Annotated in this window: 11 protein-coding genes; 7 read left to right on the top strand and 4 right to left on the bottom strand. The window is 67.6% G+C overall.

What is annotated here, in order from left to right; genetic code table 11:
- Positions 1 to 109: 109 nt before the first annotated feature.
- From CCOS191_RS14735 to xthA, 3 genes are all read right to left on the bottom strand, one after another.
- Positions 110 to 1,774, bottom strand: a complete 1,665-nt coding sequence (locus CCOS191_RS14735; RefSeq protein WP_046855858.1) for a cyclic peptide export ABC transporter — start codon at positions 1,772 to 1,774, stop codon at positions 110 to 112.
- A gap of 119 nt (positions 1,775 to 1,893) precedes the next feature.
- Positions 1,894 to 2,772 carry a formylglycine-generating enzyme family protein gene (locus CCOS191_RS14730; protein ID WP_046855857.1) on the bottom strand — a complete coding sequence of 293 codons (879 nt, stop codon included), beginning with the start codon at positions 2,770 to 2,772 and terminating at the stop codon, positions 1,894 to 1,896.
- Between the two features lie 418 nt (positions 2,773 to 3,190).
- On the bottom strand, positions 3,191 to 4,003 hold the full coding sequence (gene xthA / locus CCOS191_RS14725) for an exodeoxyribonuclease III (RefSeq protein WP_023631818.1): 813 nt from the start codon (positions 4,001 to 4,003) through the stop codon (positions 3,191 to 3,193).
- A gap of 163 nt (positions 4,004 to 4,166) precedes the next feature.
- Between xthA and CCOS191_RS14720 the strand changes: the two genes are divergently transcribed.
- The 3 genes from CCOS191_RS14720 to CCOS191_RS14710 are packed head-to-tail and all read left to right on the top strand — an operon-like array spanning position 4,167 to position 10,283.
- Complete coding sequence (locus CCOS191_RS14720) at positions 4,167 to 4,817, top strand: GNAT family N-acetyltransferase (RefSeq protein ID WP_046855856.1); 651 nt, start codon at positions 4,167 to 4,169, stop codon at positions 4,815 to 4,817.
- A gap of 52 nt (positions 4,818 to 4,869) precedes the next feature.
- A complete protein-coding gene (locus tag CCOS191_RS14715; protein WP_046855855.1) occupies positions 4,870 to 6,612 on the top strand; it encodes an autotransporter assembly complex protein TamA in 1,743 nt (580 codons plus the stop codon).
- Positions 6,609 to 10,283 carry a translocation/assembly module TamB domain-containing protein gene (locus tag CCOS191_RS14710; RefSeq protein WP_046855854.1) on the top strand — a complete coding sequence of 1,225 codons (3,675 nt, stop codon included), beginning with the start codon at positions 6,609 to 6,611 and terminating at the stop codon, positions 10,281 to 10,283. Before CCOS191_RS14715 ends, CCOS191_RS14710 begins: the two co-directional genes overlap by 4 nt.
- A gap of 51 nt (positions 10,284 to 10,334) precedes the next feature.
- On the opposite strand, the gene prpR is transcribed toward CCOS191_RS14710, so the two are convergent.
- Positions 10,335 to 12,284 (bottom strand): propionate catabolism operon regulatory protein PrpR, encoded by a 1,950-nt coding sequence (prpR, locus tag CCOS191_RS14705; protein WP_046855853.1) that lies wholly within the window; start codon positions 12,282 to 12,284, stop codon positions 10,335 to 10,337.
- A gap of 202 nt (positions 12,285 to 12,486) precedes the next feature.
- Here prpR and CCOS191_RS14700 point away from each other — a divergent pair, with 202 nt between their 5' ends.
- From CCOS191_RS14700 to CCOS191_RS14685, 4 genes are read left to right on the top strand one after another with little or no spacing between them, the layout of a single operon-like run.
- A complete protein-coding gene (locus CCOS191_RS14700; protein ID WP_046855852.1) occupies positions 12,487 to 13,545 on the top strand; it encodes a phosphotransferase family protein in 1,059 nt (352 codons plus the stop codon).
- Entirely contained in the window at positions 13,542 to 13,898 is a 357-nt protein-coding gene (locus CCOS191_RS14695) for a DUF6285 domain-containing protein (protein ID WP_046855851.1), read from the top strand. The genes CCOS191_RS14700 and CCOS191_RS14695 overlap by 4 nt, the downstream gene beginning before the upstream one ends.
- Before the next feature lie 54 nt (positions 13,899 to 13,952).
- The gene (locus tag CCOS191_RS14690) at positions 13,953 to 15,125 is read left to right on the top strand and encodes an acyl-CoA dehydrogenase family protein (RefSeq protein ID WP_046855850.1); all 1,173 of its coding nucleotides are present in this window, start codon (positions 13,953 to 13,955) and stop codon (positions 15,123 to 15,125) included.
- Positions 15,125 to 15,892: an SDR family NAD(P)-dependent oxidoreductase gene (locus CCOS191_RS14685; RefSeq protein WP_046855849.1), complete on the top strand. Its 768-nt coding sequence runs from the start codon at positions 15,125 to 15,127 to the stop codon at positions 15,890 to 15,892. The genes CCOS191_RS14690 and CCOS191_RS14685 overlap by 1 nt, the downstream gene beginning before the upstream one ends.
- Positions 15,893 to 16,007 lie beyond the last annotated feature (115 nt).

Below are 16,007 nucleotides of genomic sequence, written 5' to 3'. Positions count from 1 at the left end.
TCCCTGTGGGCAGGGTTGATTCAGCGTGCGGCAATAGGGGAACGAGCGATGCGGCGGGGAATTTACAAAGTGCGGGCGGTGGCGAGGATCCACCGCCCGTGAGGCGGGGTCAGGCGGGCAGGGCGGGTTCCTGGTTGCGCTCGACGACGATCTGGCCGCCGTGCATGCGCACCAGTTGGTCGGCCACCGGGAAGTAGCGGTCGTCGTGGGAGATGACGATGATGGTCTTGCCCTGCTGTTTCAGTTCCGGCAGCAGCTCGGTGTAGAACACGCGGCGGAAGGCCGGGTCCTGGTCGGCGGCCCATTCGTCGAACACCAGCACCGGGCGCTGGTCGAGCCAGGCATTGATCAGCGCCAGGCGCTTGCGCTGGCCGGTGGACAGGTCGGTGGTGGTGAAGCTGCCGTCGCGGATGCTCACCTTGTGGGCGATATCCAGGCGTTCCAGATACTTGCCGGCCTCGGGCGGCAACTCGGCCTGGCCGGGCAGCGGTTCGTCGAACAGGTAGTAGTCGGCAAAGATGGTGGTGAACAGCTGGCGGTAGTCGTCCAGGCGCTGCGGGGTGACCGTTTCGCCATTGAGCCGCACTTCGCCCTGTTGCGGGCTGTACAGGCCCAGCAGCAGCTTGATCAGGGTGGTCTTGCCGCAGCCGTTCTCGCCGACGATGAAGACGATGTCGCCCTGGCGGATGCTCAGGTTCACCGGCCCCAGGTGGAACGGCTGGCTGCCCTCGACCTGTGGGTAGTCATAGCGCAGCTGGCGCAGCTCGATGGACTCGACGCTGGACACGGCCGGGGCGCGGTCGCTCACCAGCAGGTGCGGCTCGGGAGACGAGAAGCGCGCCGACAGCTCGGCGATGCGGCGCAGGGCGATCTGCGCGCGGCTGATGCTCGGCAGGTTGGTGATCAACTGCTCCAGCGGCCCCTTCATGTACAGCATCACCAGCACGAAACCACCAAGCACGGTGCGGTCGGTGCTCGGCCACAGCGCCTGGAAGGCGATGGCCACGCCGATGACGGCGAAGAACAGCATCGAACCGAAGGTCTCGGCGCTGACAAAGATGTTCGCCGCGCGGATGTTGGCCTTGCAGATGCGCTCGGTAGCGCCGTGGATCAGTTGGTCATGCATGTGCTGGCGGCGCTTGCGCTGGATACGCAGCTCCTTGGCGCCGCCGGAGAGAGCCTGGTAGTGCTTCTGCAGCTCGTCCTCGCCGTTGCGGGCGGTGAGGATGTTCTTCATGCCGAAGCGGTGGGCGAGGAACTGCGCGCCAGTGCCGATCACCACGGTCAGGGCGGTGATCAGCAGGATCTGCCAGGACAGCAGCGCCAGGTAGGCGAGGCAGCCCAAGGTGACGGTGAAGGCGATGACCATGGGTGCCACGGACAGGGCGAAGGCGCTGATGGTGCTGACATCGTTGAGCAGCACCGGGATCAGGCGGTGGGCACGGTAGCGCTCCAGTTGCGCGATCGGCGCCACCAGCACCTTGGCGGACAATTCGCGGCGCAGCCGCGCCACCACCTTCTGGCCCACATAGTTGGTGAGCAGGTTCGAACCGGTGGAGCAGGCCAGGGTCAGCACGCACAGGCCGCCGAACAGCAGGGCGGTATGGGTGTCCGGCCCGCCGGAGGCATTCATCGCGCTGTTGATGGTGGCCAGCAGGGCGGTGACGCTCAGGCCGCTGACCACGCCAAGGGCCGCCGAAAGCGCGACCAGCATCCAGAACGGCTTGAGTATGCGCAGGGTTTCCTGGGCGAGGCTGGGTGTCTTGAGCGTCATGGGGGCATCTCGTGAGTATTCGTTGGCGCCGGGCAGGAGCAGGTCCTGATCTTGGTAGACGAGAGGGTTTTGCGCGGATTTAGTCGCCCGGCGCCGAGGGCGCCGGGGCGGGGCAGGGCTTACAGCTCGCGGGCGACGCGGAAACCGATCCAGTCGCCGCGCAGGGTGGAGCTGCGCTCGTTGCGGTTGCCCGAGCGCGAGAAGATCGGCGCCTCGGTGTAGTCGTTGCCGCGGATCACCCGGCGATCCTCGCATTCGCTGCTGTTGGTCTGTGGGCTGCCGTCAGTGGGGGCGGTGGCGTAGCTGTCGACGTAGCAGTCGCGGGTCCATTCGTAGACATTGCCGTGGCCGTCGTAGACGCCGAAAGCGTTGGGCGGGAAGCTGCCGACCGGCGAGGTGAAGGAGAAACCGTCGGTAGGACCGTAGGTATTGGCGTGCTTGGAGATCTGGTACTTCTGCTCGTCGTTGTCATCGAGCGGGAAGGGGAACGGCCCGGTGCTGCCGCCGCGCACGGCGTACTCGCGCTGGGATTCGCTGAGCACCTTGTAGACCTTGCCGGTCTTCTTCGACAGCCAGTTGGCATAGGCCTCGGCTTCGTGGAAGTTCAGGCACACGGCGGGCTGGCGGTCGCCTTGCTGGTAGCGCGGCACGCCGGCGATGCACTCACGGCCTGGGCGGGTATCGCCGTTGGGCACCTTGTAGCCGGTGGCCTTGAGGTAGGCCTTCCACTCCCCATTGGTGATCTGGTACTGGCTGACGGCAAAGGCTTTCTTGAACGTGACCTGGTGCAACGGGCCTTCATCGTCCTGGCGGCCCTTTTCGTCATCCGGGGTGCCCATCATGAAGCTGCCGGCGGGCAGCACCACCATTTCCGGGCAGGTCTTGGCGCAGTCGCGGAACACGCTGCCAGGTTTGTGCGCGGGCGCCGCGGCCAGGGCCGGCAGGCTGCAGGCGACCAGCAGGGCGGCCAGGGTGAGGCGGTTCAGGGGTGCGGTCATGGGGAAGCCTTGTTCAGGGTTGCTGGGCAGACAGCGGGAGTTCGTGCTGTTGGACGAACTGAACGAGGCGATGTTTAGGGGTGGTTTTGTAACAACTGTTTGGCGGGAGAGGTGTGGCGCCTATGAGATCGAGCGCCGCCCGCGCGGCGCATCGCGGATGAATCCGCTCCTACATTTGTTGCAACGTGGCCATGCCTGATAGGCCATGGTTGTTAGCCTTGTGCGCTCGACGCGATGTTTCGGCGGGCATTGCTGCCGCCCCACCTGTCTCAAACCCTGCGCCAAGGCTGGCAACCATTGCCTGACAGGTTCGGTACGTTGCAACAAATGTAGGAGCGGATTCATCCGCGATGCGCCGCGCGGGCGGCGCTCGATCTCGAGAGCGCTGAAGGCTGTAGTCAAGCGCTAGCGACTGAACTCAGCTCAACTCAAGCCAGATCGGCGCATGATCCGAAGGCTTTTCCATCCCGCGCAGTTCATAGTCGACCCCGGCGGCCCTGACCCGCGGCAGCAGCCCATGGGAGGCCATGATCAGGTCGATGCGCAGGCCGCGCTTGGGCTCGTCCTCGAAACCGCGGCTGCGGTAGTCGAACCAGCTGAAGCGGTCGGCCACGTCCGGGTACAGGTGGCGGAAGCTGTCGACCAGGCCCCAGCCCTTGAGACGCTCCATCCACTCGCGCTCTTCGGGCAGGAAGCTGCACTTGCCGGTCTTCAGCCAGCGCTTGGCGTTGTCCGGGCCGATGCCGATGTCGCAGTCCTGGGGCGAGATGTTCAGGTCGCCCATCACCACCACAGGCTGGTCGTTCTTGAACTGCCCTTCGAGCAGGGCCTGCAGGTCGCTGTAGAAGCGCTGCTTGGCTGGGAACTTGGTGGGGTGGTCGCGGCTTTCGCCTTGGGGGAAGTAGCCGTTCATGATGGTGATCGGCGTGCCGTCGGCATCGGCGAAGGTGCCCCAGATGAAGCGACGCTGGGCGTCCTCCTCGTCACTGGCGAAGCCCTTGGACAGCGACAGCGGTTTTTCCCGCGAGAGCAGGGCGACGCCATAGTGGCCCTTCTGGCCGTGGTAGTGCACGTGGTAGCCGAGTGCCTCGACGTCGGCCAACGGGAACTGATCGTCGCTGACCTTGGTTTCCTGCAGGCCGATCACGTCCGGCTGGTGTTTGTCGATCAGCGCCGCCAGCTGGTGCGGGCGGGCGCGCAGGCCGTTGATGTTGAACGAGACGATCTTCATGGCAAGACGATCCTGGTAAAAGCCACGGATGCTAGCCGACATCGCCGGCCACGGCCAGCATGGCGCCGCGCTGCGGGCGCTGCTAACGTGCTGGAGGAGGTGAACCCAGCGCCGGAATCTGGTTCCAAGGCCCTGTACGCCCATTCCAGGAGGACTGCCCGCAATGCCCGACGACATCGCCGCCCCGGCCCGGATCTGCCTGCTCGACGCCGGCTACGCCCGCGAGGCGCGTTCGCTGCTCTACCATGCCTACCGCCACGAACCGACCTTCGCCTGGCTGTTCGAGGCCCAGCGCCCCGGGTACGAGCGCCGCCTGCGGGTGATGGTGCGCGAGTGGGTGCGCCAGCACTTTTATCTGCAATTGCCGGCGATCGGCCTGTTGCTGGAGGATCGGCTGATCGGCCTGGCGCTGATCGTGCCGCCGTTGCGCCGGCTTGGCGTGGCCGACAGCTGGGCCTGGCGTTTGCGCATGATCCTCGGTACCGGCCTGCGCTGCACCCGCCGCTACCTGGATTACCAGGCCGCGCTGGCCGGGTGCCTGCCGGGGGACAAGGTGCATGTGCTGCCGCTGTTGGGCGTGCACCCGCAGTTCCAGGGCCGGCACTACGGCGAGCAACTGCTACAGGCCGTGCATGACTGGTGCGCGGAAGACGCCGGTACTGACGGCGTGGTGCTGGACACCGGCAATGCGCACTACCTGGCGTTCTACCAGCGCCAGGGTTATGAAGAGATCGGCGAGATCGCCGTAGGGCCGATCCGTGAGCGGGTGTTCTTCCACCCCAACCCGCGCTCGTCGAGGGTAGCGAACCTGTGACAGGCGTTTTCTGAAAGCCCCTTGGCCGTTGCGCTCTGGTAGCATGCCGCGCATGACGTATTCAGGAAGACTTGGCTGGGGCCTGCTGTTGCTGGCCGCCAGCTCCATGGCATGGGCGCAGAGCGAATTGCTGGTGCGGGTCAAACCCGCCAACAAGGCGCTCAAGTCCAATATCGAAGGGTATATCGGCAGCCTGGGCGATCGCGACGAAGAGGCCTTGCTGCGCTTCAGCCGGGGCGCCGAGGAGCAGGCGCGCAAGGCGGCCCAGGCCCTGGGCTATTACCAGGCGCGGGTCGAGACCGAGGTCAAGGCGCCGGCCGAAAAAGACAAACCACCGCAACTGATCATCCAGGTCGAGCCCGGCGAACCGATTCGCCTGCGCAACGTGACCGTGCGTATCGAAGGGCCGGCCAGCGAGCTCAGGGTGTTCCGCATTCCTGACAGCAAGGCGCTGCGCCCGGGCGAGCAGCTCAACCATGGCACCTACGAGGACGCCAAGCGGCTGATCCAGAACCAGGCCTCGCGCTACGGCTTCTTCGCCGGGCGCTTCGAGCGCCAGCGCCTGGCGGTTGATCCGCAGGCCGGTGTGGCCGACATCGAACTGGTCTACCAGAGCGGCCCGCGCTACCGCCTTGGCGCGGTGAGCTTCGGTGGCGATGCGCCGCTGGACAACGACTTGCTGCAGCGCATGGTGGGGTTCAAGCCCGGTACCCCGTACGACTCGGAACTGATCGCCGAACTCAACAATGACCTGCAGTCCAGCGGCTACTTCGACAGCGTGCGCGTGGACGCCGCGCCCACCGCCGCAGTGGGCGAGGACATCCCGGTGGACGTCCACCTCGACACCCGCAAGCCACGCACCCTTGGCCTGGGCCTGGGTTTCTCCACCGACGTCGGCCCGCGCGGCAAGGCCAACTGGACCCGCCACTGGGTCAACCCGCAAGGGCACAGCTACGGCTGGGAAACCGAGCTGTCTGCGCCCCGGCAGAACGTCGGCTTGTGGTACGACATCCCGCTGGACCCGCCGCTCACCGACAAGCTGCGCTTCGCCGGCGGCTACCAGAACGAGGAGATCGCCGGCACCGATACCTTGAGCAAGCTGCTGACGGTCGGCCCGGAGTGGCACAGCAAGCTGCCCAGCGGCTGGCAGCGGGTGATCTCGCTCAAGTACCAGCGCGAGGAGTATCGCCTGGGCGACGACTCGGGGCTGAGCAACCTGCTGATGCCGGGCGTCAGCTTCTCCTACCTGCGCAGCGACAACCGCATCGACCCGCACAATGGCTACCGCCTGCAGTTCGACCTGCAGGCGGCCAAGGAAGGCCTGGGCTCGGACACCAACCTGATCCACGGCAACGTGCTGCTCAAGGGCCTGACCACCCTGGGCCAGAACCATCGCTTCCTTGGCCGCGTGCAGTTCGGCGGCAGTGCCACCAATGGCTACCAGCAGAACATCCCGCCGTCACTGCGCTTCTTTGCCGGTGGCGACCAGAGCGTGCGCGGCTACGACTACCAGTCGCTGTCGCCGAAGAACAACCAGGGCGACCGCATCGGTGGGCGCTACCTGGTGGCCGGCAGCGCCGAGTACCAGTACTCGGTTGCCGAGAAATGGCGCCTGGCGACCTTCATCGACCAGGGCAATTCGTTCAACTCGCTGGAACTGCCCAGCCTCAAGACCGGCGTCGGCATCGGCGTGCGCTGGGTGTCGCCGGTGGGGCCGCTGCGCCTGGACCTGGCCCGCGCCCTGGATGACGACGGTGGTTTTCGTTTGCACTTCTCCATGGGGCCTGAGCTGTGACGCGTGTAGTCAAACCCATCCTGCTGGCACTGCTGGGCCTGCTGTTGCTGATCGTCCTGGCACTGAGCCTGGTGCTGGGTACCCAGGGCGGCAGCCGCTGGGTACTGGGCCTGGTGCCGGGGCTGCAAGTCAGCGATTTCTCCGGACGCCTCGGCGGCAGTTGGCAGGCCAGCCAACTGCGCTGGACGGCGGGCGAAGACCGTGTCGAGGTGCAGGCCCCGCAACTGGACTGGTCGCCAACCTGCCTGCTGCGCGCCACCTTGTGCGTCGAGCGCCTGCAGGCCGAGCGTATCGACATGGCCTTCGCCCCGGGCGATGACAAGCCCGATAGCGGCCCGCTGCAACTGCCGGCGCTGAATCTGCCGTTGGCCATCGAGCTGGGCGAGGTCAAGCTGGGCCAGCTGCGCCTGGATGGCAGCGACCTGCTGGGCGACCTTAGCCTGGCCGCGCACTGGATCGCGAGCGGCCTGCGCGTGGACAGCCTGCAACTGCGCCGCGACGACCTGCGCCTGGACGTGCAGGGCGACCTGGTGCCCCAGGGCGACTGGCCGCTGCAGCTGCAAGGTACGCTGCAACTGCCGGCGGTCGATGGCAAGCCCTGGCAACTGGCCTTGAGCGCCAAGGGCGAGTTGCAGAAGTCCCTTGCCATCGACGCCACCAGCAGTGGCTACCTGGACGCACGGCTGAGCGGCGAGCTGCAGGCCCTGGCCGAGCACCTGCCGGCCCACCTGAGCATTCGCGCGGACAGCTTCAAACCGGCCGCCGAGCTGCCCGACACCCTGCAACTCGACCAGCTGCGGCTCGATGCCCAGGGTGACTTGCTCAAGGGTTATCAACTGTCCGGCTCGGCCACGCTGCCCGCCGAACAAGGGCCGATCGGCCTGGTGCTGGCCGGCAAGGTCGATGCCAAGGGCGCCCGGCTCGACGCCCTGGACCTGAACGCCAGCGACCAGCAGCGCCTCAAGCTGCAGGCCAGCGCCGACTGGCAGCAGGGCCTGAGCGCCGATGCCAGCCTCGACTGGCTGGACTTCCCCTGGTTGCGCCTGTACCCGCTGGAGACGGCGCCCCAGGTCACGCTCAAGCGCTTCAACGCCCAGGTGCAGTACCGCGACGGCAGCTACAAGGGGGTGTTCAACGGCGACCTGGATGGCCCGGCCGGCGCCTTCAGCCTGGCCAGCCCGTTCGACGGCGACCTCGGCCAGGTACGCCTGCCGCAGTTGCTGCTCAGCGCCGGGCAGGGCAAGGCTGCCGGCAGTGTCGCCCTGCGTTTTGCCGACACCCTGGCCTGGGATGTCGACCTGCAACTGTCGGCCCTGGACCCGGCCTACTGGCTGGCGGAGCTGCCCGGCACCCTGGCCGGCCCGCTGCGCAGCCAGGGCGAATTGAAGCACGAGCAACTGACGCTCAAGGCTCAGTTGGACCTCAAAGGGCGCCTGCGCGGCCAGCCGGCGCTGGTCAAGGTCGACGCCGAAGGCGCGGGCGAGCGTTGGACCCTTGGCAGCCTGGCGGTGCAGCTGGGCGACAACCGCATCAATGGCAGCGCCAGCGTGCAGCAGCGCCTGGCCGGGCGTGTCGACCTCGACCTGCCGCGCCTGGGCCAGCTCTGGCCGCAGCTGCAAGGGCAGGCCAAGGGGCGCCTGGACCTGGCCGGCACCCTGGCCGCGCCGCAAGGCACCCTGACCCTGCAGGGGCAACAGCTGGGCCAGGCCGACAACCGTGTGCAGCGACTGGACCTGGATGCCCGGCTGGACAATGCCCAGCGCGGCCAGGTGACGCTCAAGGCCGGCGGTATCCGTGTAGGTGATACCGCCCTGGGCAGCCTTGATGTGCAAGGCAAGGGCGATCTTCGCCAGCAGGCCGCCACCCTGGCCCTCGACGGCCCGCAACTCAAGCTCGACCTGGCGCTGGATGGCGCCCTGGCCAAGGGCGACTGGCGCGGTCGCCTGGCCAGCGGGCGCATCCAGGCCGGCGGCCAGGACTGGCAGTTGCAGGCCCCGGCGCGCCTGCAGCGCCTGGCCAGCGGCCAGCTCGATTTCGGCGCCCATTGCTGGCGTTCCGGCCAGGCCAGCCTGTGCGGCGAGGACCAGCGCCTGGCGCCGGAGCCGCGCCTGCGCTACCACCTCAAGCAGTTCCCGCTGGACAGCCTGGCGCAGTGGCTGCCCAAGGACTTCGCCTGGCAGGGCCTGCTCAACGCCGACATCAACCTCGACATCCCGGCCAGTGGCCCCAAGGGCAGCATCCGTGTCGATGCCGGCGGCGGCACCTTGCGGGTACGCGACAAGGACCGCTGGGTCGACTTCCCCTATCAGGTGCTGCGCCTGGACAGCACCCTGGCGCCACGCCGGGTCGACACCCGCCTGGACTTCCGGGGCGAGCGCCTGGGTGAGCTGAATGTGAACACCCGCCTTGATCCGCTGGGCCGCAACAAGCCGTTGTCCGGTGATTTCCGCCTGGCCGGGCTTGAGCTGTCGGTCATCCGGCCGTTCCTGCCGATGGTCGAGCGCCTGGCCGGCCAGCTCAACGGCAGCGGGCGTCTGTCCGGCAGCCTGATTGCGCCCCAGGTCAATGGCAACCTGGCCTTGAGCGGTGGCGAGGTCAGCGGCGCGGAGTTGCCGGTGAGCCTGGAGGACCTGTCGCTGCAGGCGCTGATCGCCGGTGAACAGGTGCAACTGAATGGCAACTGGCGCAGTGGCGCGGCAGGGCGTGGGCAGCTGACCGGGCATATGACCTGGGGCCAGGCACTGGGCATGGACCTGCGCCTGCAAGGCCAGCAACTGCCGGTCAGCGTCGAGCCCTACGCGGCGCTGGAAGTGGCGCCCGACCTGAGCATTCGCCTGCTGGACGACAAACTGGCGGTGACCGGCAAGGTGCAGGTGCCCAAGGGCAAGATCACCGTGCGCGAGCTGCCGCCGTCGACGGTCAAGGTCTCGGACGACACGGTGATCGTCGGCCACCAGACCGAACAGGGCAAGCCGCCGATGGCGGTGGCGATGGACATCGATGTCGATGTCGGCAGCGAAAAACTGTCGTTCAAGGGCTTCGGCCTGACCGCCAACCTGCTGGGGCACGTGCATATCGGCGACAACCTCGACACCCGTGGCGAACTGAGCCTGGCCGACGGACGCTATCGGCAGTATGGGCAGAGTCTGACCATTCGCCGCGCGCGGCTGCTGTTCGCCGGGCCCATCGACCAGCCGTACCTGGATATCGAGGCGATCCGCAAGGTCGACGACGTGATCGCCGGCATTCGCCTGAGCGGCAGCGCCGAGCAGCCGACCACCAAGGTGTTCTCGGAGCCGGCGATGAGCCAGGAGCAGGCGTTGTCCTACCTGGTGCTGGGCCGGCCGCTGAACAGCTCCGGCGAGGACAACAACATGCTTGCCGAGGCGGCGCTGGGGCTGGGCTTGATGGGTAGCGCCGGCCTGACCGGAGGCCTGGCCTCGAACCTGGGCATCGACGACTTCCAGCTCGACACCCAGGGCACGGGCAACAAGACCAGCGTGGTGGCCAGCGGCAACCTCACCGAGCGCCTGAGCCTGCGCTATGGCGTGGGCGTGTTCGAGCCGGCCAACACCATCGCCTTGCGCTACAAGCTCAGCAAGAAGGTCTACCTGGAAGCCGCCAGCGGCCTGGCCAGCTCGCTGGATATCTTCTACAAGCGCGATTTCTGATCTGTCCCTCATCCGCCCCGGCCAGCGCTGGCCGGTGGCGGATGGCAAGGCTTAACGCGCAGCCCGCAGGCGCCGCCACAAGGTGGTGCGGCTGATGCCGAGGCGGCGCGCGGCTTCGTCGAGGTCGCCCTGGCAACTGTCCAGGGTTTCTTGCACATGGCGCAGTTGCGCGGCCTTGCCCACCGTTTGCAGGTCGGACGCTTGCGGCGCCTTGGCGCGCCGGGATGGCAACTGGCCCTGGCACAGCTCGGGTAGCACCCGCGCCAGGTACTGCTCGTCCAGCCCCTCGTCGCGCAGCAGTTCGCGGGCCGACAGCATCGCTCGCTCGATCACGTTCTCCAGTTCGCGGACATTACCCGGCCAGGCATGGCGCACCAGGTAGGGCAGCAGCGCCGTCACCACCTGTGCGGCGCCTGGTGGCTGCCCCTGGACCAGCAGGCGCTGGCCGATGCTCCGGCAGATCAGGGCAATATCCTCGGGGCGCTCGCGCAGGGGCGTGGTCTGCAGCCGCAGGATATTCAGCCGGTAGTACAAGTCGGTGCGGAACCTGCCCTGGTCGATGGCCGTGCCCAGGTCCTGGTGGGTCGCGGCGATGATCCGCACGTCGATGGCGATCGGTTCGGTGCTGCCCAGACGCAGCACTTCGCGCTCCTGCAGCACCCGCAGCAGGCGGGTCTGCAACGACACCGGCATGTCACCGATCTCATCGAGGAACAGCGTGCCGCGGTGCGCGGCCTCGAACAGCCCGGGCTTGCCGCCCTTGCGCGAACCGCTGAAGGCGCCTTCCTCGTAGCCGAACAGTTCACTCTCCAGCAGTGTTTCGGGAAATGCCGCGCAGTTGATGGCGACGAAAGGGCCTTGCCGGCGCGGGCTTGCATTGTGGATGCCCTGGGCCAGCAGTTCCTTGCCGGTGCCGCTCTCGCCGGTGATCAGGATGGTCGAGTGGCTGGCGGCGAAGCGCTCGGCCAGCTGCAGCATCTCGCGGTTGGCCCTGCTGTTGCCGCTCAGTTGTTCCAGCCGGTAGCGCGCGGTGAAGGCGCCGGGGCGACGGCTGGCGCGGATGCGCTGGTCGGCCCGCTGCACCGCGCTGATGTCCTGGCAGGTCAGCACCAGGCCGGTGCGCTCGCCGTTCTCGAGGATCGGCAGCAGGTTGCTGACCACGGCTTGCGCGCCCAGGCGGATGACGCGGTTGTCCTCGCCCGTGCCATCCTGCAAGGCCTGTTGCAGGTCCAGCTCGGGGCACAGGGCCTGCAACGGGCGGCCGAGCGCCGCGCTGGCCGGCAACCCCAGCAACTGTGCCAGGGCCGGGTTGAGCGACTGCACCAGGCCTTGGTTGTCGACGGCCGCGACTCCGCTGGGAATATGTTGCAGCACGGCATCGAGGTGGCGGCGCTTGGCGATTTCGATGCGCTGGCTGTCGAGGATGCCCAGGGCCTCTTCGAGCGCCTTGCGCACGGTGTCCTCGCTCAGCGACAGCACGCCCTGCAGGCCGGCCTGTTCGGCCAGCTCCACCACAGTAGACGAGCCGATGATGCTGCCACAGCCCAGCCGGGCGGCGTGATCGACGGCCTGGCGGGCTTGCTCCAGCGAGGTATAGGCGGCCTGGTGCACCCGTACGGTGAACAGCGCTGCCAATGCCTGCAGGTCCTGGTTGATGTGGTCGTAGCTGAGCACGGCCACTTGCGTGCCGTGGGCCTTGGCCTGCCCCAGGGCGCGCAGCAAGTCGCCGCCGCCGACGCGCATTGCCAATACTGGCCGGGCCAGGTGCTTGCGCAGGTAGGCGGCGGTGGCCCCTGCGCAGACGAACACATCGACTTCGCCGCGCTGCTCCAGCTCACGGGCAGTCTGCAGCGCTTCGGCTACCGAGGTGTCGAGCACCTCGATACGGGTGTCGGGGTAATCCGCCGTGAGTCCGCTCACGACCTGGGCGAGACGGCTGCGCTGCCGAGGGCGTTGCAGGTGGCTGATCAGCACGACGACCTTGGAGGCGGGGGAGTGCATGGCGGGCCCTGTTCATGGTTGCAATGTTTCAATAGTGAATGAATGCCTTGCACAAGTGAAATGAAGATTGTCCAGCCGGGCACTGCCAGGACCTGCCCAAACCCAGGCTTCACGGGGCTCGCAGGTGGATGGTCGACACTTGGCCCAGGCTTTGCTCTGGCCCTGTTGCCAATTCAACAGCGAAGGCAGGGCCCATCGACCCATGAGCAGTTCCTCCACGACGTCCCTGGCCAGCGATCCGATCGCGGCCAGCGGCAACGACCAGCAGCTGGTCGACTTCATTCGCGAATGCGCCGCCGCCGAGCGGGTGCTCATCACCGCGCGCAAGCGCTTGAGCGGTGGTGCCATCCAGGAAAACTGGCGGCTCGACCTGTTGATCGAGGGTGGTCCCTGGGCCGGTAACCGGCGCTGGGTCCTGCGCAGTGACGCACTGTCGGCGCTGCCGGCCAGCCTCGGCCGCGAACAGGAGTTCGCCGTGCTGCAGGTGGTCTACCAGGCCGGGGTCAAGGTACCGCGACCGCTCTGGCTATGCCGTGACACGCGGGTGCATGGGCGGGTGTTCTTCCTCATGGAGTACGTGCCGGGCATCGCCGCCGGGCGCCTGCTCAGCGCCCAGGCCGGTGCGCAAGGGCAGGGCGGGCTGGCGGCGCAGTTGGGCGCCAACCTGGCGCGCCTGCATCAGGTGCGCCCCCCGTGCGCGGCGCTGGATTTTTTGCCGATACCCCAGGGCTCACCCGCCCTGGCCACCCTCAGGGCCTACCGGCGCTACCTCGACACCCTCGACCAGGCCTACCCGGCCCTGGAGTGGGGCCTGCGCTGGTGCGAGCTGCATGTGCCGCGCAGTCAGGCCCTGTGCCTGCTGCACCGCGACTACCGCACCGGCAACTACCTGGCCAGCGAACAGGGGCTGGAGGCGGTGCTCGATTGGGAATTCAGTGGCTGGGGCGACCCCTGCGAGGACCTCGGCTGGTTCAGCGCCCGTTGCTGGCGCTTCACCCGCCCCGACCTGGAAGCGGGCGGCATCGGCCTGCTCGCAGACTTCCTGCGCGGTTATCACGAAGTGTCCACCCTGGCCATCGAACCCAGCCAACTGCACTACTGGCAGGTCATGGCCACTCTGCGCTGGGCGGTGATCGCCCTGCAACAAGGGCAACGCCACCTGTCCGGCGAAGAACCGTCCCTCGAACTGGCTCTGACCGCGCGCCTGCTGCCGGAGCTGGAGCTCGACATCCTGAACATGACCGGAGCCGAGGCGCCATGACCCAACCCAATGCCGCGCAACTGCTCGACATCGCCCGCCAGACCTTGCTGGAGCAGGTGTTGCCCGCGCTGTCCGGCGAGCTGCGCTACCCGGCGCTGATGATCGCCAACGCCATGGCCATCGCTGTGCGTGAAAGCCGCCTGCAAGGCGAGCTGGACGCCCAGGAGCACGCACGTCTGGGCGCCTTGCTCGAGGCGCCGCCAGCGACCCTGGCCGGCACCCGACAGCAGCTGGCCCAGGCCATCCGCGAAGGTCGCCACGACGCGCCGCAGGCCCGTCGCACCCTGGTCGAGGCGCTACGCCAGACGACGCTTGCCCGCCTGGCGATCAGCAACCCCAAGGCCATGCCGTGAACGCCGGTAGCCACTGCCCGATTTCCAAGACTGAAAACGCATAGAAGGACAACCATGAACTTCACCCTGTCGGACGACCTGCTGGCCTTGCAGGCGAAAACGCGAGACTTCATCGCCAATCACGTGATTCCGTTTGAGAAAGACCCGCGCCAGGACCGCCACGGCCCCAGCGACGACTTGCGCCAGGACCTGCTGGAAAAGGCCCGCATCGCCGGGCTGCTGACCCCGCATGCCAGCCCCGAGATGGGCGGCATGGGCCTGAGCCATGTGGCCAAGGCGATCGTCTTCGAAGAGGCCGGCTATTCGCCCTTGGGGCCGGTGGCGCTGAACATCCACGCACCCGACGAAGGCAATATCCACCTGATGGACGTGGTCGCCACCGAGGCGCAGAAGGACCGCTGGTTGCGCCCGCTGGTCCAGGGCCGGGCGCGCTCGTGCTTCGCCATGACCGAGCCTGCGCCGGGCTCGGGCTCGGATCCGTCGATGCTGCGCACCACCGCCACCCGCGATGGCGACGATTACCTGATCAACGGCCGCAAGTGGTTGATCACCGGGGCTGACGGCGCCGATTTCGCGATCATCATGGCGCGCATGGAAGACGGCACGGCGACCATGTTCCTGAGCGACATGCGGCGTGAGGGCATCGTCCACGAGCGGCAGCTGGACTCGCTGGACAGCTGCTTCACCGGTGGCCATGGGCAACTGCGTTTCGACAACCTGCGGATCCCGGCAAGCGATGTGCTCGGCGAGATCGGCAAGGGCTTCCGCTATGCCCAGGTGCGTCTGGCGCCGGCACGGCTGACCCACTGCATGCGCTGGCTCGGCGCCGCGCGTCGTGCCCACGACATCGCCTGCGACCATGCGCGCACCCGCGACGCCTTCGGCAAATCTCTGGGCGAGCACCAGGGCGTCGGCTTTATGCTCGCCGACAACCAGATGGACCTGCATGTGGTGCGCCTGGCGGTATGGCACTGCGCCTGGGTGCTCGACCAGGGCGAGCGGGGCAATGTCGACTCGAGCATGGCCAAGGTGATCAGCTCCGAGGCGCTGTGGCGGGTGGTCGATCGCTCGATGCAGGTGCTGGGAGGGCGCGGGGTGACCGGGGACACGGTGGTGGAGCGGATCTTCCGCGATATCCGGCCGTTCCGCATCTATGACGGTCCGAGCGAAGTGCACCGCATGAGCCTGGCGAAGAAGCTTCTCGACCAGCGTCCGGGAGGTCACTGATGCAGCCGCAGCTTGCTCGACTGTTCTCTCTCGACGGCCGTCGCGCCCTGGTGACCGGGGCCTCCAGTGGCCTGGGCCGGCACTTTGCCCAGACCCTGGCGGCCGCCGGCGCCGAGGTGCTGGTCACCGCCCGGCGCGAGGCGCCGTTGCAGGCCCTGGTCGAGACCATCCAGGCTAGCGGCGGCCATGCCCGCGCCTTTGCCCTCGATGTGACCAGCCGCGACGATGTCTGCCGGGTGCTCGATGCCGCCGGCCCGCTGGATGTGCTGGTCAACAATGCCGGGGTGAGCGACAGCCAGGCGCTGCTCGACTGCGACGATGGCAGTTGGGACCGCGTGCTCGACACCAACCTCAAGGGCGCCTGGACGGTGGCCCAGGAAAGCGCGCGGCGCATGGTCGCCGCAGGGCAGGGCGGCAGCCTGATCAACGTCACCTCGATCCTCGCCAGCCGGGTGGCCGGCGCTGTCGCCCCTTATCTGGCGGCCAAGGCCGGCCTGGCGCACCTGACCCGCGCCATGGCTCTGGAGCTGGCGCGCCATGGCATCCGCGTGAACGCCCTGGCGCCGGGGTACGTGATGACCGACCTGAACGAGGCGTTCCTGGCCAGCGACGCGGGGCAGAAATTGCGCGCGCGTATTCCGAGCCGGCGCTTCAGCCAGCCGGCGGATCTGGACGGCGCCTTGCTGCTGCTCGCCAGTGACGCCGGCCGCGGCATGAGCGGCAGCGAGATCGTGGTCGATGGCGGCCACCTGTGCGGCAGCCTGTAGACACACCGCCCAGCCTTGCAAACCCCGCGATGAATGGCACCGGCCGTGCCGGTCAAGAACAACAAGAAACAGAGGTAGTTATGTGCGTGCAACCGTTGAACTGCCCATGGACGAG

Origin of the sequence: Pseudomonas sp. CCOS 191 (genome assembly GCF_001007005.1) — a bacterium.
GTDB classification, from domain to species: domain Bacteria; phylum Pseudomonadota; class Gammaproteobacteria; order Pseudomonadales; family Pseudomonadaceae; genus Aquipseudomonas; species Aquipseudomonas soli.
The sequence above is the reverse complement of the archived record's forward strand: the minus strand, read 5'-3'. Positions and strand labels throughout refer to the sequence as shown.